Origin of the sequence: Chryseobacterium mucoviscidosis, from assembly GCF_002177115.1 — a bacterium.
Classification (GTDB): domain Bacteria; phylum Bacteroidota; class Bacteroidia; order Flavobacteriales; family Weeksellaceae; genus Chryseobacterium; species Chryseobacterium mucoviscidosis.
Map to the genome: position 1 here is coordinate 281,541 of NZ_MVAG01000122.1, position 26,059 is coordinate 307,599.

The 26,059-nt window shown below is 37.3% G+C and carries 19 protein-coding genes; 5 read left to right on the forward strand and 14 right to left on the reverse strand.

Features of this window, described 5'->3' with window-relative positions; all coding sequences use genetic code 11:
- Positions 1-99 precede the first annotated feature (99 nt).
- The 6 genes from rplT to B0E34_RS13160 all read right to left on the reverse strand — a co-directional run bounded on the left by rplT (position 100) and on the right by B0E34_RS13160 (position 6,632).
- The gene (rplT, locus tag B0E34_RS13135; protein ID WP_029293267.1) at positions 100-444 is read right to left on the reverse strand and encodes a 50S ribosomal protein L20; all 345 of its coding nucleotides are present in this window, start codon (positions 442-444) and stop codon (positions 100-102) included.
- Between the two features lie 120 nt (positions 445-564).
- On the reverse strand, positions 565-762 hold the full coding sequence (gene rpmI / locus B0E34_RS13140) for a 50S ribosomal protein L35 (RefSeq protein ID WP_076390550.1): 198 nt from the start codon (positions 760-762) through the stop codon (positions 565-567).
- A gap of 495 nt (positions 763-1,257) precedes the next feature.
- Positions 1,258-2,079: an alpha/beta fold hydrolase gene (locus B0E34_RS13145; protein WP_087710106.1), complete on the reverse strand. Its 822-nt coding sequence runs from the start codon at positions 2,077-2,079 to the stop codon at positions 1,258-1,260.
- 257 nt (positions 2,080-2,336) lie between these two features.
- A complete protein-coding gene (infC, locus tag B0E34_RS13150) occupies positions 2,337-2,837 on the reverse strand; it encodes a translation initiation factor IF-3 (RefSeq protein WP_175608770.1) in 501 nt (166 codons plus the stop codon).
- Between the two features lie 151 nt (positions 2,838-2,988).
- Positions 2,989-4,926: a threonine--tRNA ligase gene (gene thrS, locus B0E34_RS13155; protein WP_087710108.1), complete on the reverse strand. Its 1,938-nt coding sequence runs from the start codon at positions 4,924-4,926 to the stop codon at positions 2,989-2,991.
- A 155-nt stretch (positions 4,927-5,081) separates the two neighbouring features.
- Entirely contained in the window at positions 5,082-6,632 is a 1,551-nt protein-coding gene (locus B0E34_RS13160) for a hypothetical protein (protein ID WP_087710110.1), read from the reverse strand.
- Positions 6,633-6,779: 147 nt separating this feature from the next.
- On the opposite strand from B0E34_RS13160, the gene B0E34_RS13165 reads away from it, so the two are divergent.
- The 4 genes from B0E34_RS13165 to leuB all read left to right on the forward strand — a co-directional run bounded on the left by B0E34_RS13165 (position 6,780) and on the right by leuB (position 11,394).
- Positions 6,780-7,943 carry a 2-isopropylmalate synthase gene (locus tag B0E34_RS13165; RefSeq protein WP_087710112.1) on the forward strand — a complete coding sequence of 388 codons (1,164 nt, stop codon included), beginning with the start codon at positions 6,780-6,782 and terminating at the stop codon, positions 7,941-7,943.
- 30 nt (positions 7,944-7,973) lie between these two features.
- Entirely contained in the window at positions 7,974-9,353 is a 1,380-nt protein-coding gene (leuC, locus tag B0E34_RS13170; protein ID WP_087710113.1) for a 3-isopropylmalate dehydratase large subunit, read from the forward strand.
- Positions 9,354-9,683: 330 nt separating this feature from the next.
- A complete protein-coding gene (gene leuD / locus B0E34_RS13175; RefSeq protein ID WP_087710115.1) occupies positions 9,684-10,283 on the forward strand; it encodes a 3-isopropylmalate dehydratase small subunit in 600 nt (199 codons plus the stop codon).
- Entirely contained in the window at positions 10,273-11,394 is a 1,122-nt protein-coding gene (gene leuB, locus B0E34_RS13180) for a 3-isopropylmalate dehydrogenase (protein ID WP_087710117.1), read from the forward strand. Before leuD ends, leuB begins: the two co-directional genes overlap by 11 nt.
- A 441-nt stretch (positions 11,395-11,835) precedes the next feature.
- On the opposite strand, the gene B0E34_RS13185 is transcribed toward leuB, so the two are convergent.
- From B0E34_RS13185 to B0E34_RS13215, 7 genes are all read right to left on the reverse strand, one after another.
- Entirely contained in the window at positions 11,836-12,024 is a 189-nt protein-coding gene (locus B0E34_RS13185; protein WP_087710119.1) for a hypothetical protein, read from the reverse strand.
- Positions 12,025-12,036: 12 nt separating this feature from the next.
- Entirely contained in the window at positions 12,037-12,642 is a 606-nt protein-coding gene (locus B0E34_RS13190) for a DUF4230 domain-containing protein (RefSeq protein WP_087710120.1), read from the reverse strand.
- A gap of 3 nt (positions 12,643-12,645) precedes the next feature.
- Complete coding sequence (locus tag B0E34_RS13195; protein WP_087710122.1) at positions 12,646-13,212, reverse strand: TlpA family protein disulfide reductase; 567 nt, start codon at positions 13,210-13,212, stop codon at positions 12,646-12,648.
- A gap of 1 nt (position 13,213) precedes the next feature.
- On the reverse strand, positions 13,214-13,681 hold the full coding sequence (locus B0E34_RS13200) for a pyrophosphohydrolase domain-containing protein (protein WP_087710124.1): 468 nt from the start codon (positions 13,679-13,681) through the stop codon (positions 13,214-13,216).
- Between the two features lie 445 nt (positions 13,682-14,126).
- Positions 14,127-17,057 carry a zinc-dependent metalloprotease gene (locus B0E34_RS13205; protein ID WP_087710126.1) on the reverse strand — a complete coding sequence of 977 codons (2,931 nt, stop codon included), beginning with the start codon at positions 17,055-17,057 and terminating at the stop codon, positions 14,127-14,129.
- A 205-nt stretch (positions 17,058-17,262) separates the two neighbouring features.
- Positions 17,263-17,760 carry a DinB family protein gene (locus tag B0E34_RS13210; RefSeq protein WP_087710128.1) on the reverse strand — a complete coding sequence of 166 codons (498 nt, stop codon included), beginning with the start codon at positions 17,758-17,760 and terminating at the stop codon, positions 17,263-17,265.
- Between the two features lie 35 nt (positions 17,761-17,795).
- Positions 17,796-18,935, reverse strand: a complete 1,140-nt coding sequence (locus B0E34_RS13215) for an acyl-CoA dehydrogenase family protein (RefSeq protein WP_076390246.1) — start codon at positions 18,933-18,935, stop codon at positions 17,796-17,798.
- A gap of 209 nt (positions 18,936-19,144) precedes the next feature.
- Between B0E34_RS13215 and B0E34_RS13220 the strand changes: the two genes are divergently transcribed.
- Positions 19,145-21,010, forward strand: coding sequence for an endonuclease (locus tag B0E34_RS13220; protein ID WP_087710130.1), 1,866 nt, complete (start codon positions 19,145-19,147; stop codon positions 21,008-21,010).
- A 72-nt stretch (positions 21,011-21,082) separates the two neighbouring features.
- Here B0E34_RS13220 and B0E34_RS13225 read toward each other — a convergent pair whose 3' ends face one another.
- Positions 21,083-25,822 (reverse strand): lamin tail domain-containing protein, encoded by a 4,740-nt coding sequence (locus B0E34_RS13225; RefSeq protein ID WP_087710132.1) that lies wholly within the window; start codon positions 25,820-25,822, stop codon positions 21,083-21,085.
- Positions 25,823-26,059: the final 237 nt, after the last annotated feature.

Below are 26,059 nucleotides of genomic sequence, written 5' to 3' on the forward strand. Positions count from 1 at the left end.
AGGAAAATTTTATAAATTTAATAATATTACGCAAATGTAAATAATAAAAAAATCCCAAGCAAAAAACCTGGGACTTATATTGATAACAAAAATTTTACATTATTTTACTTGATCTACAACTGCTTTGAAAGCTTCAGGGTGATTCATTGCTAAATCTGCTAAAACTTTTCTGTTAAGCTCAATGTTGTTCTTTTTAAGAGCTCCCATAAATTGAGAGTAAGACATTCCGTGCTCTCTGGTTCCCGCGTTGATACGAGTAATCCAAAGTGCTCTGAAATTTCTTTTCTTCTCTTTTCTACCACGGTAAGCATATTGCATTGCTTTTTCTACCGCGTTTTTAGCTACTGTCCAAACGTTCTTTCTTCTTCCGAAATAACCTTTAGCGTGCTTAAAAATTTTCTTTCTTCTAGCTCTTGAAGCTACCGAATTTACTGATCTTGGCATAATTTAAATTGTTTTTTTGAAATGTGCGGTAATTGTTTCATTACTCTTAGTGGCTCCATTTCAGGGTTAAAATGTTGAATTTGTTTGAATTCTTATAAACCGACTATAGATTTATAAAAACTACTTAATTGCTAATTGACGCAATACGCTTTTCTCGTCCACAGCAGCAACGTAAGAAGTCGTAGTAAGATTTCTCTTCTGCTTCGTTTCTTTCTTCGTTAAGATGTGGCTTTTGTAAGCGTTCTTTCTTTTGATCTTACCAGATCCGGTAAGAGCAAAACGTTTCTTAGCACCTGATTTCGTTTTTAATTTTGGCATTGTTTTGCTTTTTATTGTTTTGTTATCAATATCTGTTTTGGCTATTTCCGATTGCCCGGAATAATAGTCTGCAAAATTACGGAAAAATTTCGAGATTTGAAAAAGATTTTTTGAATAGAATAGGGAAGTGGATGAAGCTTTAGGTATTACCGTTTTTGTGATGTAAATTTTTTTGAAGCTGTTTTCTGCTTTTCACTGTATCTTTTTGGTTGCGGACTCCGCTTCACTCCGCCCGCAACCAAAAAGGATGTCGTTCCAATCAGGGCTAGAGTGGCAGTTCCCAATATAAATAGTAAACGAATGTCCATACTATTTTTCATGCTGAAAGCATCTAAATAACCTATCCAACGTATCGTCGAAATCCTTTTCACGATGACAAAATTTGTAAATATTTTTTAATAAATTACTGAAAAGTTCCGGCAAATCCGCTTGAAATAAAAAACAGCAACCAAAATACTCTGATTGCTGCTTTTACTTATATGTATGTCGAAAAAATTAAGCCTCAATAAATTCCAGAAGATCCTTATTAATCGTCTGATGTTCAGTAGTAGGCATTCCGTGAGGGAATCCCGGATAAGTAATCAACTTACCGTTTTTCAATAATTTAGCAGATTTTATAGCGGAATTTTCAATAGGCACAATCTGGTCGTCTTCACCATGCAGCAACAGTACCGGAATATCAACAGCTTTCAGGTCTTCTGTAAAATCTGTCTCAGAAAAAGCTTTGATTCCGTCATAATGAGCCACAATTCCTCCCATCATTCCCTGTCTCCACCAATTGGTCTGTACACCTTGCTTCACTACGGCACCTTCTCTGTTGTAGCCATAGAAAGGAATCGTTAAATCCATAAAAAACTGATTTCTGTTATTTAAAGTCTGATCTCTGATGTTGTCAAAAACCTCCATAGGAACGCCATCCAGATTGTTTTCACTTTTTACCATTACCGGAGGAACTGCGCTTATCAATACTGCTTTTTTTGCTCTTCCGTTGGCATATTTGTTTACATAACGGATCACTTCACCGCCACCGGTAGAATGTCCGATATGGATAACATCTTTCAGATCCAGAAATTCTACCAATTCTGCGGCATCAGAAGCATATTGTTCAATCGTATGATTATAAATATTCTGGCTGGAACGTCCGTGACCTCTTCTGTCGTGGGCAATTACTCTGTAACCTCTCTGCAAGAAGAAAATAACCTGCGCATCCCAGTCATCAGAAGATAATGGCCATCCGTGGTGAAACATCAATACCGGTCCTTCTCCCTGATCTTTATAAAAAATTTCTGTTCCGTCTTTTAATTTTAATGTACTCATTGCTTTGTTGTTTAATTTGTTATTCAATTTTAATTTTTAAATAAGCTTATTATTGTCTTATTTTTCTAAAGCAAATGTAGTCGTAAATTAAATGGATAATCTTGATCTATGTTAAAAATTAAAAAATATTTAATAATTAATATAAAATCCTGAATTGTAATTAATCTGGGATTTAATAATCATAATACATAAAAAAAGCCTCAAAAATAATTTGAGGCTGTATATTTTAGTTTCAGATCCGTAGATCCGGCTGTAGATTATTTAGCTGGTTTTTTAGGACTCATCATCATAATCATTCTTTTTCCTTCAAGCTTAGGAAGCTGGTCTACTTTTCCAACGTGCTCCAATTCCTGAGCAAGTTTTAAAAGTAAGATTTCTCCTTGGTCTTTAAAGATAATCGAACGTCCTTTAAAAAATACGTAAGTCTTTAATTTTGAACCTTCTTCAAGGAATTTCTCAGCATGTTTCTTTTTGAATTCGTAATCGTGCTCATCTGTCTGAGGTCCGAAACGGATTTCTTTCACAACTACTTTTACCTGCTTAGCTTTTAATTCCTTCTGCTTTTTCTTTTGCTCGTATAAGAACTTTTTATAGTCCAGAATCCTTGCAATAAACGGTTCAGCCTTATCGGAGATTACTACAAGATCCAATTCCTGCTCCTGAGCAATCTGTCTTGCCTTATCAGTAGGATAAACTCCCGGCTCTACGTTATCGCCCACCAAACGAAGCTCTCTCACACGAATTTTATCGTTGATCAAGTGTGCGTCCTCCTGTACCGGACGTCTCTGTGGGCCCCTGTTGTTAAATCTTTGTGCTATTGTATTATAATTTTATTGGTTAACTTCTATTTTTATCAATCATTCTGAATAAAAAGTAATTTTCAATCATTCAGAATGATATTTTTAAGATTTAAGCGTTAAACTCAAATCCTGTTTTTGACTGTTCTTTAAAATAAGCAACGAAATCTTCGATCTTCATTACTCCTAAATCGCCTTCGCTACGTCTTCTTACAGAAATTGTGCCATCCTTTTCTTCATTTTCTCCCACTACAATCATGAATGGAATCTTCTTTAATTCGGCATCGCGGATCTTTTTACCCGTTTTTTCATTTCTGTCGTCAATTAATCCGCTAATATCGTGATTTTCCAGTAATTGAGAAACTTTTTTAGCATAATCTACGTATTTTTCACTGATCGGAAGAATGATAAACTGATCAGGAGCCAGCCACAATGGGAAATCTCCCGCTGTATTCTCAATAAGAATAGCAATGAATCTTTCCATAGAACCAAACGGCGCTCTGTGAATCATTACCGGTCTGTGCTTTTCGCCATCGCTTCCTGTATACCAAAGATCAAATCTTTCCGGTAAGTTATAATCCACCTGAATCGTTCCAAGCTGCCATTTTCTGCCTAAAGCATCTTTCACCATGAAATCCAGTTTAGGACCGTAGAAAGCGGCTTCGCCATATTCAGTTACTGTATTCAATCCTTTTTCCGTTGCCGCTGTTACGATTGCATTTTCTGCTTTCTCCCAGTTTTCGTCGGTTCCGATGTATTTTTCTTTATTTTCAGGATCTCTTAAAGAAATCTGCGCGGTAAAATCAGCAAAACCTAATGAACCGAAAACATAAAGAACCAAATCAATTGTTTTTTTAAATTCATCCATCAACTGATCCGGAGTACAGAACAAATGCGCATCATCCTGAGTAAACCCGCGAACTCTCGTTAAACCGTGAAGCTCACCACTTTGCTCATATCTGTAAACGGTACCGAATTCTGCATATCTTTTAGGCAAATCTCTGTAGCTCCATTGTGAAGTTTTGTAAATTTCACAGTGATGCGGACAGTTCATCGGCTTCAGCATGAATTCTTCTCCTTCATTCGGAGTTTTAATCGGCTGGAAGCTGTCTGCTCCGTATTTATCCCAGTGACCGGAAGTTACATACAATTCCTTCGCACCGATATGCGGAGAAATTACAAATTCATAACCTGCTTTTTTCTGAGCTTCAGAAAGGAAATTCTCTAATTTTTTTCTTAAAGCAGCTCCTTTTGGTAACCATAAAGGCAATCCCTGACCTACTTTTTCAGAGAAAGCGAAAATTCCAAGTTCTTTACCCAGTTTTCTGTGGTCTCTTTTTTTAGCCTCTTCTAAAAGTTCAAGATATTCTGTTAAATCTTTCTGTTTTGGGAAAGAAATACCATAAACTCTTGTTAACTGAGGATTTTTTTCATTTCCTCTCCAGTATGCTCCGGCAGCATTTAAAATCTTCATTGCCTTTACAATACTTGTGTTCGGAATGTGTCCTCCACGACAAAGATCTGTAAAGTTATCATGCGTTACGAAAGTGATTTCCCCATCATTAAGATTAGAAATCAGTTCCACTTTATAAGGATTGTCTGCATACACTTTTAAAGCTTCTTCTTTAGAAACCGGATATAAAGAGAATGTAGACCCTTTTTTAGCATTTTCTAAAACCTTCTTTTCGATCTTTTCGAAATCTTTATCAGATAAACTTTCGTCCCCGAAATCTACATCATAATAAAATCCTTTTTCGATGGCAGGACCAATGGTTAACTTAGCATTAGGATAAAATTCAAGGATTGCCTGCGCCAAAAGGTGGGCAGAAGAATGCCAGAAAGCCTTCTTTCCAAGATCATCATTCCAAGTTAGCAATTGTACCGTAGCATCCGTGGTTATAGGTGTGGTCGTCTCTACTTGTTTGTCGTTTACAACTGCGGAAATGGTATTTCTAGCCAATCCCTCGCTTATAGATTTTGCCACATCTAGCGGAGTAACTCCCGCCTCGAATTCTCTGACACTATTGTCTGGAAGTGTAATTTTTATCATTGTTTACTAAGAAATTTTAAGATGCAAAAATACGGATTTTTTATTTAAAATACTACTTTCACGCATTTTTGAGACGAGATTTAATACGAAAAATCTCAGAATACCGTTATAAATAATTAGCGTTTAACCAACGGTCTAATTCTGAATAGGTTAAATTAAGACTGATGCTTTCTTTTGTACCGTACTTTTTCTTTAATAATCTCAATAACATCCACATTTCTCACTTTAGACTGTACCCAACCGTGAATATCTATGTACAGCAAAGACCTTCTGTAGTATTCATTTTCAGAAAAAAGAGTTAATTTTTCATCAAATTTTTTGAAAGATTCCAATTGTTTGTCCGGTGTTATATTATTCAGGTTTTTGAAAAAATGAATGCTTTCAAAATGGAATTCATCTGGCTTTTTCATCTTTTTGGTGAATTTTAAAGTTGCTTTTATAAATTCATCATAATCTTCATCGTTTCCGGATTCATGTTTTGCCATCAGAATCAAAATTCGGGTGTGGAACAGTAAATCTTCCTGAACATTTCCCTTCGATTCGATCACTTTTAATGAATAATGGATGGATTCCTCAAATTTTTTGCTTCCAAAAAACATCGCTGCCATTTTTAAATAAAGAATCATGAAATGATGCTCATCAATTTTATCACGGAGCTTTTCCATTTTCAGCTCAATTTCAGGAATCAACTTCGAGCCGGAAAAGAATTCACCTTTCACAAAGTGAATGTTCATTAAAGTATTGTAATGCGTCAGAAAAATAAGCGATTGCAGGTTTTCATTTTGAGCAAAACTTGAAGAATGAACAACCTCATTGAAATTCTTGAAACTTTCCTCAAGAATATCAATATTTCCGTAAAGGAATAAGATTTTCAGCAGGTAGGTATTTCCTTTAATGTACCAAACGGGATGACTCACGATCATTTCAGGATTTTTGTGAAATAAATCCACCCATTGAAAGGCATATTTCAACGTATATTTATATTCCTGAAGCAATTGATTTTTCCAGACGTGCGCTTTAAAATACCACAATTTCTCCGTGAAATTCAGCTTTTTGAAATTAATTTTCTGAATCTGCGCATTGAATATCTGCATGATTTCGGCACGGTCTTCATCGTTTTTTACATAACCTTTTGTCAGCATTTCACTGTACAGTTTCAGCGAAAGATTGGATAATTCCGTCGCATAATGATTCTGTTTGCTGATTTCCGTGGATTGTCTGATCAGTTCATGGGCTCTACCTTCAATACTCCGGGTAATGAACTGGGATTCAATTACTTTTTCTAGATCGATAATTTCCGAAGCAATACTTTTTTCATCCAATTCTAAAGCGGTCTGTTTTGCTTTATCTAAAATTTTTAAAGCCTGTTTATACAAACCTTTCTGATACAGAATATTCGCAAAATCAAGCTGTTCGCGCAGTTGAATTCTGTAATTCTGATGACTCGGGTTCATTCGTAAACTCACCAGAATCTGCTTGTAAAGATGCGCTTTCAGGTTCGATAACTGCTGTTTAGTCGAAATTTTTTTGTTGATGATGATATGCTCATCGTATTCCTTCATCTTATCCAGTTCTGAAAAAAGAAGAAGAAATTTGGCATCCGCGTTAATTCCGAGACGGTTTACATACAAGGTGAATTGCCTTTTTTCTGAAGTTGTCAGAGATTTAATGAGTACGAATAAAAAATCTTTATGCAATTCTGCCATTGTAAATTTTTAAAATTTAAAATAATGATAATCAAATAATTGAAATTAAAATACAATCTTTTGAGTATTGTATTTTTTATAAAAACCGAAACTGAATAAACGTTTCATCTTTTTAGTTTTGGATCAAAATTAAGTAAAAACTTCATTATGAATTCCGAAAAAGTCGAAATTTTTGATACAACGCTGCGTGATGGAGAGCAGGTTCCCGGCTGTAAGTTAAATACCGAGCAAAAATTAATTATAGCCGAAAAACTGGATGAACTGGGAGTGGATGTTATTGAAGCCGGTTTCCCGATTTCCAGTCCCGGAGATTTTCATTCGGTTTCGGAGATTTCAAAATTAGTGAAAAATGCGAAAGTCTGTGGATTGACGAGAGCCAATCAGAAAGATATTGATACCGCAGCCGAAGCATTAAAATACGCCAAAAGACCGAGAATTCATACCGGAATCGGAACTTCGGATTCTCATATCAGATTTAAATTCAATTCAAACAGGGAAGATATTGTTGAAAGAGCGGTTCAGGCTGTAAAATATGCCAAATCGTATGTGGAAGACGTGGAATTTTATGCGGAAGATGCAGGAAGAACAGACAATGATTATCTGGCAAGAGTTTGCGAAGAAGTGATAAAAGCAGGGGCAACCGTGCTTAATATTCCGGACACAACGGGATATTGTCTTCCCGAAGAGTATGGCGCAAAAATAAAGTACCTGAAAGAAAATGTAAAAGGAATTGATCGCGTGATCTTATCCTGTCACTGCCACAACGATCTCGGAATGGCAACCGCCAATTCTATTGCAGGAGTCATCAACGGAGCGAGACAGATAGAATGCACCATTAACGGATTGGGAGAAAGAGCCGGAAATACGGCGCTGGAAGAAGTGGTGATGATTTTAAAACAGCATCCATATTTAGAGTTATATACTGACGTTCAGTCCAAAATGCTCAATCCTATGAGTGTTTTGGTTTCTGAATTGATGGGAATGCCGGTTCAGCCGAACAAAGCGATTGTGGGAGCGAATGCTTTTGCGCACAGTTCCGGAATTCATCAGGACGGAGTGATTAAAAACAGGGAAACTTACGAAATTATTGATCCTGCGGAAGTGGGCGTGAATGCTTCTACCATTGTTTTAACAGCAAGAAGCGGACGTTCTGCTTTGGCATACAGATTTAAACATATTGGTTTTGAAGTTACTAAAAATGAACTGGATTTTCTGTATCAGGAGTTTTTGAAAATTGCTGACGGTAAAAAAGAAGTCAATAATGACGATTTAAGTTCAATGATCGAAAAAGTGACAAGAAAAATAGGGTAACAGAATTGATTCTCCATTACATAAATTAGAATGAATACAAAAAAAACACTGTTTGATAAAGTCTGGGATGCGCACGTTGTAGAGACGATTCCGTACGGACCTCAGATTATTTATATTGATAAACATCTCATCCACGAAGTAACCAGTCCACAGGCTTTTGCGGAACTGGAAGCCAGAAATCTGGAAGTTTTCAGACCGAAACAGATTGTGGCAACTGCGGATCATAATGTTCCGACTTTGGATCAGGATCAGCCGATTCGCGATGCATCATCCAGAAATCAGGTGGAGCAGTTAACGGAAAACTGTAAGAAAAACAACATAGAATTGTATGGTTTGGGACACCAATATCAGGGAATTGTTCACATCATTGCTCCGGAATTAGGCGTTACACAGCCGGGAATGAGCATTGTTTGCGGAGACAGCCATACTTCTACGCACGGCGCTTTCGGTTCAATTGCTTTCGGAATCGGAACAAGTCAGGTAGCGCAGGTTTTTGCGAGCCAGTGTCTGTTGCTGAATAAGCCAAAATCGATGAGAATTACCGTAAATGGTAAGTTAAATAAAAATGTTCAGCCCAAAGATGTGATTTTGTACATTATTTCAAAAGTGGGAACTGACGGCGGAACAGGGTATTTCTGCGAATATGCCGGAAATGTTTTCGAAGAAATGTCGATGGAAGGCAGAATGACGGTTTGTAATATGAGCATTGAAATGGGCGCTCGCGGAGGAATGATAGCTCCCGATGAAACAACTTTTGAGTACGTAAAAGGAAGAACTTTCGCACCGAAAGGCGAGGAATGGGAAGAAAAAATGGAATACTGGAAAACTTTGAAAACCGATGAAGGAGCAGTTTTTGATGCTGAATTTTCTTTCGATGCTTCGGAAATTTATCCGATGGTAACCTATGGAACCAATCCGGGAATGGGAATTTCCATCAGTCAGAATATCCCGAATCCTCAGAACGAATCTGAAGAGAAGGCTTTAAAATACATGGGTTTAAAAGCGGGACAGGCTCTTTCTGATATTAAAGTGAATTATGTCTTTATCGGAAGCTGTACGAATGCGAGAATTGAAGATTTCCGCTCTGCGGCAAATTATGTTAAAGGAAAAAGGAAGTCGGATCATGTTCATGCATGGCTTGTTCCGGGTTCTCAACAGGTTGCCAAACAGATTTTTGAAGAAGGTTTAGATACGGTTTTTAATGAAGCGGGTTTCCAGATCAGACAACCGGGATGTTCGGCGTGTTTAGCGATGAATGACGATAAAATTCCGGAAGGGGAATATTGCGTTTCTACTTCGAACAGAAATTTTGAGGGAAGACAGGGACAAGGTGCGAGAACAATTCTTGCAAGTCCGTTAACGGCTGCAAAAGTTGCTGTGGAAGGAAGAATTTCCGTCTTTGAAAACTGATGGAGAGGAGTTTTGCTTAAAACTTGTCTAAACTTTTTTACCACAAAAGACGCAAAAGATTTAAACACTTTAGTTTTTTAAGCTTAATACTTAAATAGAGAAAAGAGCACATAAGTTTAAAAGTGAATTGTCAATAGTGAATAGTGAATTTTAGAAATTGACTATTGACTCACAAAGTGAAATTAACCGTTCACTTTTTAGCCCCGATAGAAACGGTTACCCCGGAGCAAGCGAAGGCAAAAGCAAGGGAGCGAGGAGTATGAGTGGATAGCGGGAAATAGCTCCTGAAAAAGAAAAAAATAATAATTAAAACTATTTTGGCTCGAAAAAATGCAAAAATTAGTCATTATACAATCCAGAGCAATTCCTTTGCCTGTAGAAAATATAGATACGGATCAGATTATTCCGGCGAGATTTTTAAAGAGTATTGATAAAAAAGGTTTTGGCGAAAATCTTTTCAGAGACTGGAGATACGATGTTCATACGAATGAACCGAATCCTGATTTTGTCCTGAATAACGCAAAATACAGCGGTGAAATTCTGGTTGCGGGAAATAATTTCGGTTGCGGAAGCAGTCGGGAACACGCTGCATGGTCTTTAACGGATTATGGCTTTAAGGTGGTTGTTTCAAGCTTTTTTGCTGATATTTTTAAGGGCAATGCTTTGAACAACGGATTATTGCCTGTAAAAGTTTCTGAGGAATTTTTAAAAGAAATTTTAGAGGAAATTACTGAAAATCCTGAAAAAGAAATTTTGGTGGATGTTGAAAAACAAACGATTACTTTCAATAATAAAACGGAAGGTTTTGAAATAGATTCTTATAAAAAAATATGTCTGCTGAATGGGTATGATGATATTGATTTTTTAATCAGCAGAAAACAGGCGATCGAACAATTCGAACTAAAAACACAAAAAGTGTATGAAAACTAATTTTAAAATTGCAGTGCTTCCGGGAGACGGAATCGGGCCGGAAGTGGTTGCAGAAAGTATTAAAATTTTAGATTCCATTGCGGAAGCATTCCAGTATCAGTTTGATTTTAAATACGGATTGATGGGGGCGGAAGCGATTTATAAGACAGGAAATCCTTTGCCGGATGAAACACTGGAGATCTGTAAAGCATCTGATGCGGTGCTTTTCGGGGCGATCGGAGATCCTTCTTTCGATAATAATCCGGATGCCAAAGTACGTCCGGAACAGGGGTTGTTGAAACTTCGTAAAGAATTGGGGCTTTTTGCGAATATCCGGCCTTTGAAAACGTATACTTCTTTAATTGAGAAAAGTCCTTTGAAAAGGGAAATTATTGAAGGAACGGATATTCAGATTTTCAGGGAACTGGTGAGCGGAATTTATTTTGGCGAAAAATTTACGGATGAGGAAGCGGGTTATGCGTATGATATCTGCAAATATAACCGTGATGAAATCGCACCTATTGTTCATATGGCTTTTCAGGAGGCTCAGAAAAGAAGAAAAAAGTTAACTTTAATTGATAAAGCGAACGTTTTGGATACTTCAAGATTATGGAGAAAGGTCTGTAAAGAAATTGCGGCAGAATATCCTGATGTAGCACTTGATTTTATGTTTGTAGATAATGCGGCGATGCAGTTAATTTTAAATCCGAAACATTTTGATGTAATTGTCACCGAAAATATGTTCGGAGATATTATTTCGGATGAAGCAAGTGTAATCGGCGGTTCTATCGGTTTGCTTCCTTCGGCTTCCGTTGGAAATGAAAATGCTTTGTTTGAGCCTATTCACGGTTCTTATCCGCAGGCAAAAGGAAAAGGAATTGCAAATCCTGTTGCTTCTATTTTAAGTACGGCAATGATGCTGGATTATTTACAGCTTGAACAGGCAGCGGAAAAATTGAGACAATCTGTAGAATATGCCATTGAGAATAAATACGTTACGATAGATCTGAATTCTGAACAGCCTTATTCTACAAGCGAAGTGGGAAGTTTTATCGCAGATTATATTAAATATTCCGAGAAATCGTATTACAATTTTGAAAATGTGAAGCTCGGAAAATCAACTATTGTTTAAAAAGATATTAATTGTCTGTAATTAATCATAACCTCAGTTCGGGATAAGAAATAAATTTAAATAATTGATTTATAGTATTATATCAATTTATCGCAAAGAAAAACAAAAGATTTTTTTTACTTATTGAAAGTTTGTATGGTAAACAAAGGCACTTCGTTTATTTAAAAAAGACAAAAATGGTATTACTTTAATAAGTTTTACGCCTTTGTATATCTTAAAACCACTTAGTATTTAAAATACTCTTGCGAACTTTGTGTTAAAATTATGATTAATAATAGATAATCATTGAAAAATATGTCAGTTTTGCTTCCGTAAGTCAACAGCCAAATAGTTACGGTAGTTGACAAGCGGAGCAGATTGACCGTTGTAGTTCATATTACATATTTGACTTTTATTTGTGTTTTTTTCTAAAAAAGGTTCTGCTCAGTGAGCAGAACCTTTTTATTTTTCGTCTGTATTATCCGTTTTTCCGGATTTGTTGTTTTGAGAAGATTTCTGAACATCTTCCTTATCTACATCGGACGGATTTGTCTTTTCTGATGAAGCAGGAATGTCGGGGAAATCCTGATTTTGCTTTTTGGTTTCCGCAGAATTTGCAGATTCCTGTTTTTCTTTTTCTTCTGAATGCATAGCTTTTGAATTTTATAGTCCTAAAATGCCCAGCTTTCCGGTCTGGTCTTCTATGGTATAATTCAAAGCCTTTGCCAAAACAAAAATATTATTAAGATTTTCCATGAGCTGTTGTCTTCCTTCCGTTCTCAGCTTGTTCTGATCGATGGATTTTACAGCGGTATCTTTCGCTTTCTGCGTTACGTTTTTAATGTCTTTTTCGGAAATTCTGTTGAAAAAAGAATCGTCCATCGACTGGATTTCCACACTTGGCGTAATTCTGATGTCTGCATCGGGCAGTTCGGTAATCACTAATTTTTTATTGATCGAATCTACCTCCATTTTCATCTTGTTAAGATCATAAGAAACCTGAGCGTTCGTTTTGGTGTAGGTAATGATGCTGTTGCTGGAAACTTCTTTGCCTAAAAATTCATAGCCCATTTTGGTTTTCTGAATGGAAGAAGTGTTCTGCTCAAGTACGACCATTTTATTCATCTTCGAAATCTGATTGGTCAGAATATAATAATCTGATTTCTCGGTTTTTTCACTAAGACTAAAGCATGACTTTAAACTGAAAAACAAAACCGTTACCAGTGCAGCTCCCGCCAAAAACGATATTAAAACTTTACTATTTCTCAAACCTTATTTACCAAAAATTTCTTTAATTACAGAACTGTCATCTTTTTTCAGAATCTCTACCAAATCTCTTTCGATATATCCTGATGTAGGCATTTCGATAATTCTTCCCAATTCTTTTCCGTATTTCTCAACAATAATCGTAGGAACTTTCTGGATGTTGAAAAGACTTTCTTCTCCGTTCGGGGATTCCTTTTTACGGTTTACGGCAATAATGGTAAGTTTGCCTTCCGGATATTTTACCTCTTCAAGGATTTTCATGAGTCTCGGAAAATCTCTGTGAGAATCTTCGCACCATGTTCCCATGAAAACGGTAATGTTATACGTGTTGATCTTTCCTTTTTTAAGTTCACCGATGGCTTTCTGATCCAAAGCATATTCATCATGCTCTTTCACATACCAGTCGGAATACGGAGCTTCAAGAAATTTACTTTTAAGCTGATTTCCCAAAAGCATTTTTCCGTCGGCAGTGGTTTCAACTTCACGTCCTACAACCACTTTCTGTGCAGTAAGCTGTTGTGTTGCCATGAATAGAGCTGAAACAGCCATACAATTCGTAATAAATTTTTTCATACTATTTTTCAATAATTGTCTTTAAATCGGCAGGAGAGTAGTATTTGTTTTTCAGGACTTTATGATCTGCCTGTCTGTACACATTAAACTTCTCGCCGGATTTTTCATAAAATGATTCTACGTCTTTTGCTTTGTAAAATTCAACGGTTTCCTGTGCCTGTTCTTCATTATCGCAGGCTTTCGACATATTGGAACGCTGAACTTCGTTGAACAACTCTACAAATTTGCTGCCAAGTCCGAATTCCAGAACCGCTCCACTTAAAACATACTGCAAATCGCATAAAGCATCTGCAATTTCTACGATATTATTGTCTGCAATTGCCTGTTTCAGTTCGTTCAGTTCTTCCTGAAGAAGTTCAACTCTCAGGTTGCATCTTTCCGGTGAAGGAATTTGAGGGGTATCTAAAATAGGGGCTTTAAAAGTGGTGTGGAATTCTGCTACCTGGTTCAGACTATCAATTTTATCCATGTATATTTTTTATTTACGCAAAGATAACAATTGGGTTTTAGATTTTAAGAATTGGGACTTAGGTTTTTTTATGCAATGATATCATTCTAAACATAGACTGAAAGTCTACGAACATAGTTCAAAAGTGGAGTGAAGAATCTCAAGAGCCCAGAAATAGATTATGATTTTTTCTTTCACAAATCTCTCAGATTTTCAATGATTGTGAATATTGGTGAAAATATTTGTGGGATTTGTGTTTAAATGTTAATCCTATTTGGAATTTATGCAGATAGTGAAAGTATATCATTTTGCGGTTGAAAATAAATTTTAAATAATCGTTGTGTTTAGTATGATAAGACATAAAAGAAGACCTGCATCTTATATTTCGAAACACGAAAATCAGAAACAAAAAAGACTGTCCGTTTGCGGACAGCCTTTTACCTCAAAGTTTAATTGAGTGAAGCAATTAGTTTTTAATGAATCTCTTAGAGACTTCTCCAATCTGGATCATGTAAGCACCTTTAATAAGATCGCTTACATTTACCGCGCCTCTTTCAAGTTTTCCTGAATTGATTAGTTTTCCACCCATGTCGAAGATTTTATACTCTTCGTTCGTTGTATTTGAAATATTTAAAATATCTTTTGCAGGATTCGGATACACTCGGATATCTGTAATCATATCTTTTGTATCTAAAATATTTCCTCTTCCTGATGATACAATATTTAAAGTATAGTCTTCTACCTGACCGTACGTATACGTTCCACAAGAAGATGTAGGTACAGAGCTGTACTGCATCATCACTCTCATTCTTGTAGTTCCTACAGTCGCTGTTGAAGGAATCGTGATAGATCCTGTTACCGGACTTGTGGTAGATCCTGTTTTAGACCAAGCCAATTCTCCGCTGTCTGCGAAATCTCCGTCTCTGTTATAATCAATATAAACAGCATAAGCTTCATTATATTTGGTTGATGTCCAAACCGGGGTAATGGAAAGTGAGTAAGCAGAACCTCTTGTTACATTCGTAGAAACTGAAGTGAAGTTTTCGTAACCTGCCGTTCCTGTTGAAGTATTGTTAATGCTTCCGAACGTTACGTTTCCTATTCTTTCATCTGCAGTATTGTTCGCTGAAGCAGAACAGTAAGAAACCGCTGTACCTGCTAAAGTGGTTACAGAAACCGTGTTGCTGGAAACCGAAGCATTTCCTGCTGCATCTTTAGCTCTAACAGTGAAGCTGTATGTAGTAGAAGGAGATAAACTGGATACTGTGTAGGAAGTTGATGCTGTGGAACCAATTAATGAAGTTCCCTGATAAACATCATAGCCTGTAACCCCTACATTATCTGTTGCTCCTGACCATGAAAGATTGGTACTTGTAGAAGTTGTTCCGGAAGCCGCAAGAGTAGGAGCGGTAGGAGCAGTCGTATCGGAAGTTCCGGAACCTGCATTTACCGTAATGTTGGCATTATTCACATCAAAGAAAATGTGGTTGGAACCTTTTACCATGATTCTTCCTGTTGTGGTAGACGTATTCGGGATCGTTACCGCCTGTGTTCCGTCGTTTGGAGTTCCTGCCAACAGAGTAGTCCATGTATTTCCTCCGTCCGTAGACCAAAGAATATCTACGTTGGCTGCATTTACACCATTCGCTGTGGTTCCTGCCACATTCCATGTTACGGTTTGGGAAGTTCCTCCTGTAACGGTTGTTGCGGTATTCTGGGAACTTACGCTGAAAGGTCCTGCTGTTCCGTTTACCGTGATCACTGCATCATCCGAGTTATTTCCTGAACCTCCGGCTCTGTTGTCGCGAACTGTAAATCTGAAATTGTACGTTCTTGCAACATTGGATAGTGCTTCAACAGTAATCTCAGATCCTGCTGTTGTGGTAGCTCCTGCCAGAACTGAAGCCATTCTTGGGAAGTATCTTACCGGGGTAGTTTGTGGCGTCCAAGATCTGAAAGTAGGACCGGTTGCTTTTGTAGCACTTGCCGCAGAACTTGCTCCGGTTTGTGAAGAGGATGCATTGTCCATTTGTTCCCAGATGTACGTTAAAGAATCTCCGTTTGCATCTGTTCCGGCTCCTGTTAACATAAACGGTGTTCCTTTCGGAATGGTATAATCTAAACCTGCGTTTGCCGTAGGAATAGAATTTCCTGTACTTGTGCTTGTAGGGCAGGTTTTAGCTTTGATATTATTGGTAATCTGCTGAATACTGATTGCGTGGAAGAAAGCATCCGAATGCGGCTGAATATCCTGAGAAGTAATTCCCGCATATCCCATGATGGTTGATCCTGAACCCGGCTCCATATTGGCTCCTGTTCCCTCGTTATTCATAGAGAAGGTGTGGTTTCCGCCGAACTGATGCCCTAATTCGTGCGCTACATAGTCGATATCGAAGTTATCTCCTGAAGGAATTGCATCTGCCGGAGAAGTATAACCGCTTCCTTTGGAGCCATTGGTGCAAACGCAGCCGATGCATCCTGCATTTCCACCACCTCCGGAAGCTCCGAATAAGTGACCGACGTCATAATTTGCTTCACCAATAACCGAAGTTAATGTAGACTGAAGCTGTGAGTTCCAGTTGCTTAAGCTGGAAGCAGGAGAATAAGGGTCTGTAGAAGCATTGGTATAGATTACTGAATCGTTATTTGCGATTAAAACCATTCTCGCTGCAAAATCTTTTTCAAAAACTCCGTTTACGCGGGTCATTGTGTTGTTCATTGCTGCTAAAGCATTGGCTTTTGTTCCTCCGAAATACGTTGCGTATTCTCCGGTACAGGAAAGTGCTAACCTGAATGTTCTCAGTTTTGCATCATCGGCATTTGGTCTTGCAACCAGATTAGTTGTGTTTGCAACGCCTTTTTGCGCAACGTCGATTACGGTACATTCAAACTTGCTTAAATCGTCTTTTTTATCAGATTTTTTATAAACAACATAGGTTGAAAGATCTTTTGAATAAGGCTCGATGAAAACCGCTGATTTATCTCCATAAATTTCCATCGATGACAATCCCAGAGGCGAAACGCTAAAATAAACAGTGGAACCGGAGTCTCCTAATCCTTCACCGATATACGATTTGATGTCCGGATATTTTGCTGCCAGTTGAGGATCGAAATTAGAATTTTCTCTTACTTTAAAATTTTCCATTTTTCCCTCAGAATTCGGGAACGAGATAATAATTTCAGACTTTTCTCCTGCAGCTAGTCTTTTGGGAGCTTTTGCAAGAGCATTTTTTAAACCATTAATATCCAGACTGTAGATTTTCGGATTGTTAATAGTTAATTTGTTTTCAAAAATTTCAGTAGCTGATTTTCCTGACGTTTCAGACCAAAGTCGGTCGGTCTGAGCGAATGAAATACCTGATGCAAGCATTCCAATCACCAATAGTTGTTTTCTCATACAAGTTTTCTATTTGATTGTGGAATATCAAAGCTAATAAAAAATATGTTATGAAAAATAAAATTTTTTAAGAAAAATTTAGATAATTCGTTTAAATAATTATGCGATACATTAAATGTCAATATTTGGTGAATTTCTCAAAAAAAGAAAATAGCACCCGCAAAATACGGATGCTATTGAATTATTAATCGGATAATTCTAATTTTTAAAACTGATCATCTGCAGTCGGTCCGTACAGTCCCGGAACTTTGTTTCCTGTAGATCTTAAATAAACCACAAGTTCTCCGCGGTGATGATACAAATGATTATACAGAAACGAGCGGATTACCTGTATTTTCGGCATTGGCGGAAAGATTGAATTTCCTCCCGTTTCCATTCTCCATTCGTTCATCATGGTGTTTTCGTCCCAACTTTCAATGGCTTTCTGGGCTTTCGCAACATTTTCTTCAAATTTGGCAACAATATTTTCTGCTTTGGAAATATCGCCTTTGTCGTATTGATAGGTTCCCATATCGAATACATCCTGATTGAATGTCGCGTCATACCAATTATAAACTTCTGCTACGTGCGAAGCCAGTTCGGCTGTTGTCCAGTTAATTTCAGACGGTTTATAATCCAAAGCGCTGTCCGGAATGGCCTGTAAAAGTTTGCGGGTATTTTCTGCTTCATGCAAAAATTCACCTAATAATGCCTGTTTAATCATTTGTGGATGTTTTTTTGAAATAATTTAGTTAAAATTTATTTTGTAATATCTCTTCCGATAACCAGTCTCTGGATCTCGGAAGTTCCTTCTCCGATGGTGCAAAGTTTAGAATCTCTGTAGAATTTTTCTACCGGGAAATCTTTTGTATATCCGTATCCTCCGAAAATCTGTACTGCATTGTTTGAAATTCTTACGCAGGCTTCAGAAGCATATAGTTTTGCCATTGCTCCTTCTTTTGTCATTTTTTGCTTAGCATTTTTCAACGTTGAAGCTCTTTGGATCAACAGTTCTGCTGCATCAATTTCTGTTGCCATGTCTGCCAACATGAAGTTAACTGCCTGAAATTCTGAAATGGATTTTCCGAACTGCTGTCTTTCTTTAGCATACTTTAAAGCTGCTTTGTAAGCTCCTCTTGCTGTTCCTAAACTTAAAGCGGCGATAGAAATTCTTCCTCCGTCCAGTATTTTCATTGCCTGTTTGAAACCTTCACCTACTTCGCCTAATCTGTGAGAATCCGGTACACGAACGTTATCAAAGATTAATTCAGCGGTTTCAGAAGCTCTCATTCCCAGTTTGTTTTCTTTTTTACCGGAAGAAAAACCGGGCATTCCTTTTTCTAAAACGAAAGCGGTAGAATTATTTTTAGCTCCTTTTTCTCCTGTTCTCGTCATTACAACAGCGATGTCTCCTGAAATAGCGTGGGTAATGAAGTTTTTAGCTCCGTTAATGATCCATTCGTCTCCATCCTTCACTGCAGTGGTAGACATTCCTCCTGAATCTGAACCTGTATTGTGCTCTGTAAGTCCCCAAGCTCCGATTACTTTACCGGAAGCCAACTGAGGAAGCCATTTGTTTCTCTGCTCTTCGTTTCCGAATTCATAAATGTGGTTGGTACAAAGTGAATTGTGTGCTGCCACAGAAAGACCGATGGATGGGTCTACCTGTGAAATCTCGTCCAAAATCGTTACATATTCATGATAACCAAGACCTGAACCTCCGTACTGTTCCGGAATAACGATTCCCATGAACCCCATTTCTCCTAACTCATGAAATAAATCTTTAGGGAAAGTCTGGCTTTCGTCCCACTCCATAATATTAGGTCTGATATTCTTTTCAGCAAATTCTCTTGCCGTTTCCGCTATCATTTTGATGTTGTCAATAGTCTCTGTATTCATATAGATATCTGTATTTATATAGATAATAGTTAGTTCCCAAAGATAATTAAATTGCCGTAACGCCCAAAAAAATTATTTATGACATAAGGCGGTAACTGCAAAAATCTAGTTTTCAATTTTTTATATTCTTAAAATTAATGATATTTTAATAAAATTTTCCGAACTTTAAGCAGATTAATTTACTATTTTAGCCACCCAATTTTTAAAGCATGAAAAAAATTCTACTGCCTATTATTCTGATTTCATCGTATTTCGCAGCTCAGGCTCCTGCAGGATATTACGACGGAACGACGGGTTTGACGGGTTACGCCTTAAAATCAAAGCTTCATGATATCATTTCGGCGAAAAATATAAACTGGCATTATGGTGATCTTACCAATTATTATAATCAGACAGATTTAGATAAATATTACGATTACGGACCAAGCAATACAACGATTCTGCTTGATATGTATTCTGAAATTCCTACCGGTCCGGATGCATATGAATATACAACGGCAAATATTATCGGAAGTGCTTCTGCGGAAGGACAGGGCTGGAATCGTGAACATATGATGCCGCAAAGTACTTTTTACAGCAATTATCCGATGTATTCCGATCTGTTTTATGTGGTTCCTACGGATGCAAGAATCAATCAGTTGAGAAGCAATTATCCTTACGGAATTGTGGGTTCTACGATCTATTATACATTTACCAACAGTTCAAGAATAGGGAACTGTGCTATTCCGGGAGTTACTTATACCGGAAGGGTATATGAGCCGATTAATGAATTTAAAGGGGATGTTGCGAGAAGTCTGCTGTATTTTGCAGTACGGTACGAAGGCAAATTAGGAACGTTTAATTTTAATAATAACGCCAATCCGGCTTCGGATACCAATCCTCTGGACGGAACGGAAGAAAGGGCTTTTGATTCTGCTTACATTGCGATGCTGCTTCAGTGGCATCAGCAAGATCCTGTTTCGCAAAGGGAAATCGACAGGAATAATGCTGTTTATGCAATCCAGAAAAACAGAAATCCTTTTATTGATAATCCTTCGTGGGTAAATACGATTTGGGGACAGACTCCCGATGCGGTGGCGCCACAGACTCCTACAAACGTAACGGTAACACAAAACAGTGCTTATTTTACGACACTGAGCTGGACTCCGAGTACAAGTACGGATGTTATAGGGTATAAGATTTACCAGAACGGAACTTTGGTGGGATCTACTAAGGGAACAACATTTACAGTAGATCATCTTACTCCTTCTACAGCTTATAATTTTACTGTAAAAGCCTACGATAATGGTTATCTGCTTTCTTCAGACAGCAATACAGCTTCTGCAACAACATTAGCTTCAGATGTATATGCCAAAGATTTAATGGTAACAAAATATCTTGAAGGGACTTCAAATAATAAAGGAATCGAAATCACCAATAAAACAGGACACCCTGTAAATTTAAGTGATTACAGATTGTCTATTCAGTTTAGCAGCGGAGCAAATTATTATTTTGTAGATCCTTATGAACTGGAAGGAATTGTTCAGAATAACGAAACTTTTGTGGTGTTGAATCCGGATGCCAATTTCTCCTGTTACACGATCAATCAGGCAAAGTTTGTAACGGCGGCTCCGCAGATGACGTATTCCGGAAGCCAGTATCTTGAACTGAGATATAAATCTTCAACCGTTGATGCGATTGGAGTTTCGGGAACAAATAATTCTTCGGTTTTAGGGAATGTGTCTTTATATAGAAAATCCAATATCGCGCAGCCGACAACGACGTTTACTATTTCGGAATGGGATTCTTACGCAAGTAATTACTGCCAGAGTTTAGGAACCTTGGCAACGGCAGAAGCGATTCTTGCACAGAATAATGAATTTAAAATTTATCCGAATCCTGTGAACGATTATGTTTTTGTAAGTGGAAAAACAGAATATATAAAAACAGCACAGATTTTAGATCTTTCAGGGAAAGTGATTTACACTGAACAAAATCCATTTAAGAACAAAAAAGGCATTTCTGTTCAAAATTTGTCTACAGGAACCTATTTGTTGAAAATTGATGATAAAATCTATCAGTTTATCAAAAAATAATGTAATGTTTTAAGCAAAGAAAACAGCCTTCGGTAAAATCTGAAGGCTGTTTTTTTGTTATTTTCAAAAATTCTATTCTTTAATCATTTTAAAAGTTTTGTTTTCTTTTTCTCCCTGAATTCTAATTATATATCCGCCAGAAGAAAGCCCGGAAACATTAATGGTATTTGTTCCTGCTTCTAAAACCTGCGTTTTGATGGTTTGACCGGCTATATTGTAAACAGAAACGGTAGATTTTTCGTTTAAGATTACCAATAGTTTTTCTTTCATTGGATTAGGATAAACTTTAATCTCTTTTAAATTTTCAGCAGAAATGTCATGGGGAGATTTCTTTTGTGAATTTTCTTTCTGAGCGTATAATCTGGAGGCAGGATTTAGAAGAGAATCATCCTTCCAGCTTTCCGGCAGACTGTTGTCCATATCTTCAGAGATCAGTTTAAGATAAGAACCTAAACCGTTTGCCTGAGTTGGCCAGGGAGAATTTACTCCATAATACACATAATCCATAATATTTCCGGATGCATCTTTAAAGGTAATCGGTTCTCCTGAATTACTAAGGCTTCCACTTGTCCACTGATATTTATTTATTAAATCAAACCCAGAAATGAGAGCCGGATTTTTTGCAAGCATAATGGTTTGGTTTTGTGCTATTTTGAAACCTTGTGGAAATGTATAACTAACTGCATCGGAAATAGTATATCCGGAAACATCGATTTCTGAGCCTCCGGGATTTGAAATTAAAATAAATTCTGCATCACTGATAGATTGCGGTTTGTAATTGATTCCTGTAATCATGAATTTGCCTTCATTAAATTCTTCAATTTTTATCGTTTTTGAGAATTTTGGTCCCCAGTTATTGGTGGTGAACGGACGGGTTACGACGGCATAAGTTCCTGTTGGTAAATTAAATTCTCCATTGTACAATAATGCCGCGGAAGATATAGTACCGTCATTTCCCATAGGATCTGTTCCGTTTGTTGTATAATAAAGCTGGGTGTTTGCATTGGGATTAACCATTTTAATAGTTTCTGTTGTTTTAATTATTCCGGCGGTAGGAATATCGGCAGCGTTAAGAGTATGCGCCATATTATATTCCATCCATTTCTGTAAACTGAACGAAACCCTTTCCGGAACCTGTGCAATAATTCTTGGTCCGTCTATATTTTTCCACTGGCTGTAAACATTTGAGGTGTATCCCATGTATGCTGCGTCTAATTTATAAAGCCTGTCCAGCTCAATCATCACAGACTGTATTTTCTGCTGTACCCGAAGTACGGATAATGGCGCTACTGAAGCTCCTGCGAAATTTCCGGAGGCAGATCCGATGTATTTCAGAACGGCATCTTTTACCAATGTCTTAAATTCTAAATTCCCTGTTGCAGCATTGGTGTTGGATCCCATAAACTGTCCGAAAATTCCTCCGGGACCATTTTTGCTTTCATTAAGAATCCATTTGTATTTATAATTGCCGCCGCCTCCGGCAAATGATCTTGCAGGCATGGCTGTGTCTGCCGAAGAGTAAGTAATTCCTCCGAAGAAAGAGCCGTCTGTATCGTTAATCATGAACTTGGCTTTCATGATGTTCGGATCATTATGGGTAATTGCAACGGCTTCGTTTTCGGTATCGGTAAACATAAACATAATCTGGAATTTGATAAGATCATCAACATCTACAAATTTTTTAAACTCCTGAAATTTTTTGGCAGAAGCTAAATTTCTGATGTTATCCCATATCGCCTGATTTCCATCTCCTGTCTCTACAATTCCGTTGGTAAAATAGCCATCCTGCAGATTCACCTTTGTGTAGTTATCATCATCATCCCCAAAAGTTTCTTCAAGATTATTGGTATTGAAATCATTGCGCATTGTTTTTAAACCACGATATTTACCATTAATGAAAAGATGGATGAAGCGTGTATTCAGGGCGTATTTTCCCATTTCTTTCTGAAGTTCCATAGAAACTTTTTCACTGTACCGCATAAACCCTAAATTGAAAACATTTCTGGAAGCGTTATCCTGCCCTTGTTTTAATTCAATGGTCTGCGTTTTTTCCGGAACCTCAAAAGCATCATTAGGATAAGAGTCGAAAAACGGATACTTTGCTTTTTTAACTCCGGAATCAGAATTAAATTTAAATTTTATGTTTGGATTATAAAACCCTAAACTTTCCTGTCCGAATCTTTTCGTCATAGAATTGCTGAAGAAATTTTTTCTTCCGGCGTATACATTATTATCTATATATTCTACGGAAGCCTCCGTCCATGTTGCCGTAGGTTCAGAATTCATTGAAATAGAAACAACAGGCACTTCGCCAATTGCCTGTGCATATTCATCCGCTGTAATATTGGATTTATATATCCATTGGTTATAACCGCCTGAAGTATTTTCATTGGCATAGTTGTTTTTGAGAATATACGTATGTGCAACCACTCCGGAATTATTTCCATTGGCATCATAAGCATAGAATTTCACTACAGAAGTTTTGTTGATTACTATCGGAGCAGTGTACACTGTTCCGATGGTTGCAGAAGGAGTTTTGCCGTCTAAAGTATAACGAACCGTTGTGCCTGTCTGTACAGGAACAGAAAGATCAAAACCTTCTGAATACACACCTCTCTCTTTACTGAAAGTGAGATCCAGTCGTCTTTTTCCGCCATTATTAGATGCTTTGTAGGTGGGTGTTATAAAGTTTACGAATGTTCCGTTTCCGTCTGATATTCTTCCCAAAGACTGGTTGAAAGGAATGGAGGTGAACGGTAAAACATCCTGTTCGATAAGATTTCCATTTACTTTTCTGGACAGATAAAGGGTTTCGCCATCAGAACTGAGCCCGAAATTCAGATGATTGCTTCCTTTTGCGGGATCGCTGTCTGCGATGAATATTCCATATCCTTTTGCCGGAATATAAACGTTTCTTAATTCGCTTAAAGTTCTGTTTCCGTTTTTATCCGAAAGATAAACACCGCTGTTCTGGTTGGCGAAATATACAGGATAATCGTGTGCGTTGTAAAGTTCAATCCAGTCTTCGCTCTGAACCAATGTTCCTTCGGAGGATATTTCATTGATGTAAAGCTGCGTCATGTTGGCGGGATCTGTTTCTATTCCTTCGATTTTTGATCCTGCATTGTTGTTAAGGTACTCAATGACAAGACGAGGCTGATAAGAGAGAGAACCGTTTTTGGAGTACACCGCAGCTCCTCCCGACTCCGATTCTATTTTAAATGCAAGTGAATTTCCGGAACTCCATCCGTTCATTCGGATCTCGTCTATTATATTTCTTAAGTTAGGAGTGCGGTATTTGGTATTGGAAATCCAGGTTCCTGTATTCCAGTCAATAAAAATTGTTGAATAATCTCTTTTCGTAATGTCCTGTAATGCCGAAGTATAGATCTGAGAGTTTGTGTTTTCTGTATAGATTTTAATTTTTGCATTTGTTGTATTGTTGCCATAAGCGTAAAATTCTAAATATGCATCCTGGATATATGCGCCTGAAGGAATCTGGATGTTTTCGAACCTTAAACCCGTGGTTTGCGGAGTTGCTCCGTATTTTCCGCCAAGTTCAAGAATTCCGCTTCCCAGATCCATATTTCCTGTAGGAAGTATTTGTTCTGCATCATTTTCATTTTTAATGATATAGGTTTTAAATGTTTCCTCTAAAGGAATCGCGCCTACTGCCGGACCAGAACCGTTGTTTTTATATTCTATGACTAATCTGGGCTGGTAAGTTGAACTTGCTTCTCTAGACCATACGGTTGCGTTTCCTTCGTTTCCTTCAATTTTAAAAGCAATTGGCTGTCCGGATTGCCATCCGCTAAGCCTTGCTTCATCAATTATTTCTTTAAGATCTGCTGTTTTATATTTTACATTCGCAACACTCCATGGAACAGTGATCCATTTTACTTTCCGCAAACTGTAGTTTCGTGTAGAAATATGATTTACAGCCGTTGTGTAAGCCGCAGAATTTCCCAGTTCTGTACGGAAGGTAAGTTCAGCATTATTGGGACTCGTGCCGTAAGAATACAATTCTATGTAGGCATTGGTAATTTCTGCAGCAGGCGGAATCTGAATGTTTTCAAATCTTAAACCTGTAATCTGCGGTGATGTTCCCGATTTTCCGCCGAGTTCCAGCGCGGCTTCTCCAAGATTTACATTTCCGGTTGTAAGAATTTGTTCCGCATCGTTTGTACCGGATGTAATTGTTGCCGAAATGGTAGTGGTATTGGTTGTATAAAGTATAACGAGCTTCGGTCTGTAACCTATACCTCCCGAAAAAGATTTTACTGTAAAATCTCCCTGTGCATTTCCTTTAATTCGAAAAGAGATATTTGCACCATTAATTGTTCCCGGGAACATTTCGCTGAAAATATTCTTAAGATCCGGCGACTGATATTTCTGATTAGCCTGACATCCATTCGTAATCCATTCAACAAAATTGGAGGAATAATTTCGGGATTTTAAATTCAGACCAGTAGAGGAAGCTGTTGAAGCAGGATAGGGAAGTGAGCTGCCTATTTCTCCGGTAATTTTCAATGTTGTAGAATTCGTACTTACTTCATCGCCGTAAAAAATCAGATAAACATTATTTACAACCGCATCAGACGGGAGTGTAATATCGTTAAAATAAAGAAATGTTTCCTGTAGATTGGTGCCGTCTTTTCCGGATAGTTCAAGATCCGAACTGTCAAAGCTTACAGTATTGTTTGCCAGTACTTCAGCGTCATTAGATTGGCTGCTTATCTCTGTTTGATACTGGCTTTGCGAAAATACAAAGCAGGAAAAACAAAGCGCCATTAAGAGCATTTTAGTTTTCATGATAGTTGCATTTAAAGGTTAAACTTCATTCGTGTTTTTTTTAAATACATTCTGATAACATTACTAAAATACGTTTTATTTTATTTATATGGTGTTTTTAATTGGAATATGTTATTAAATATTTAAATAATTAAGTTAAAAATTTAAATTACTTCAAATTAATCTAATAATAATCCAAAATTCAGTTTGAAACAATATATTCGAAATATTTTTTTTAGTTCTTCACTTTTATCGGAG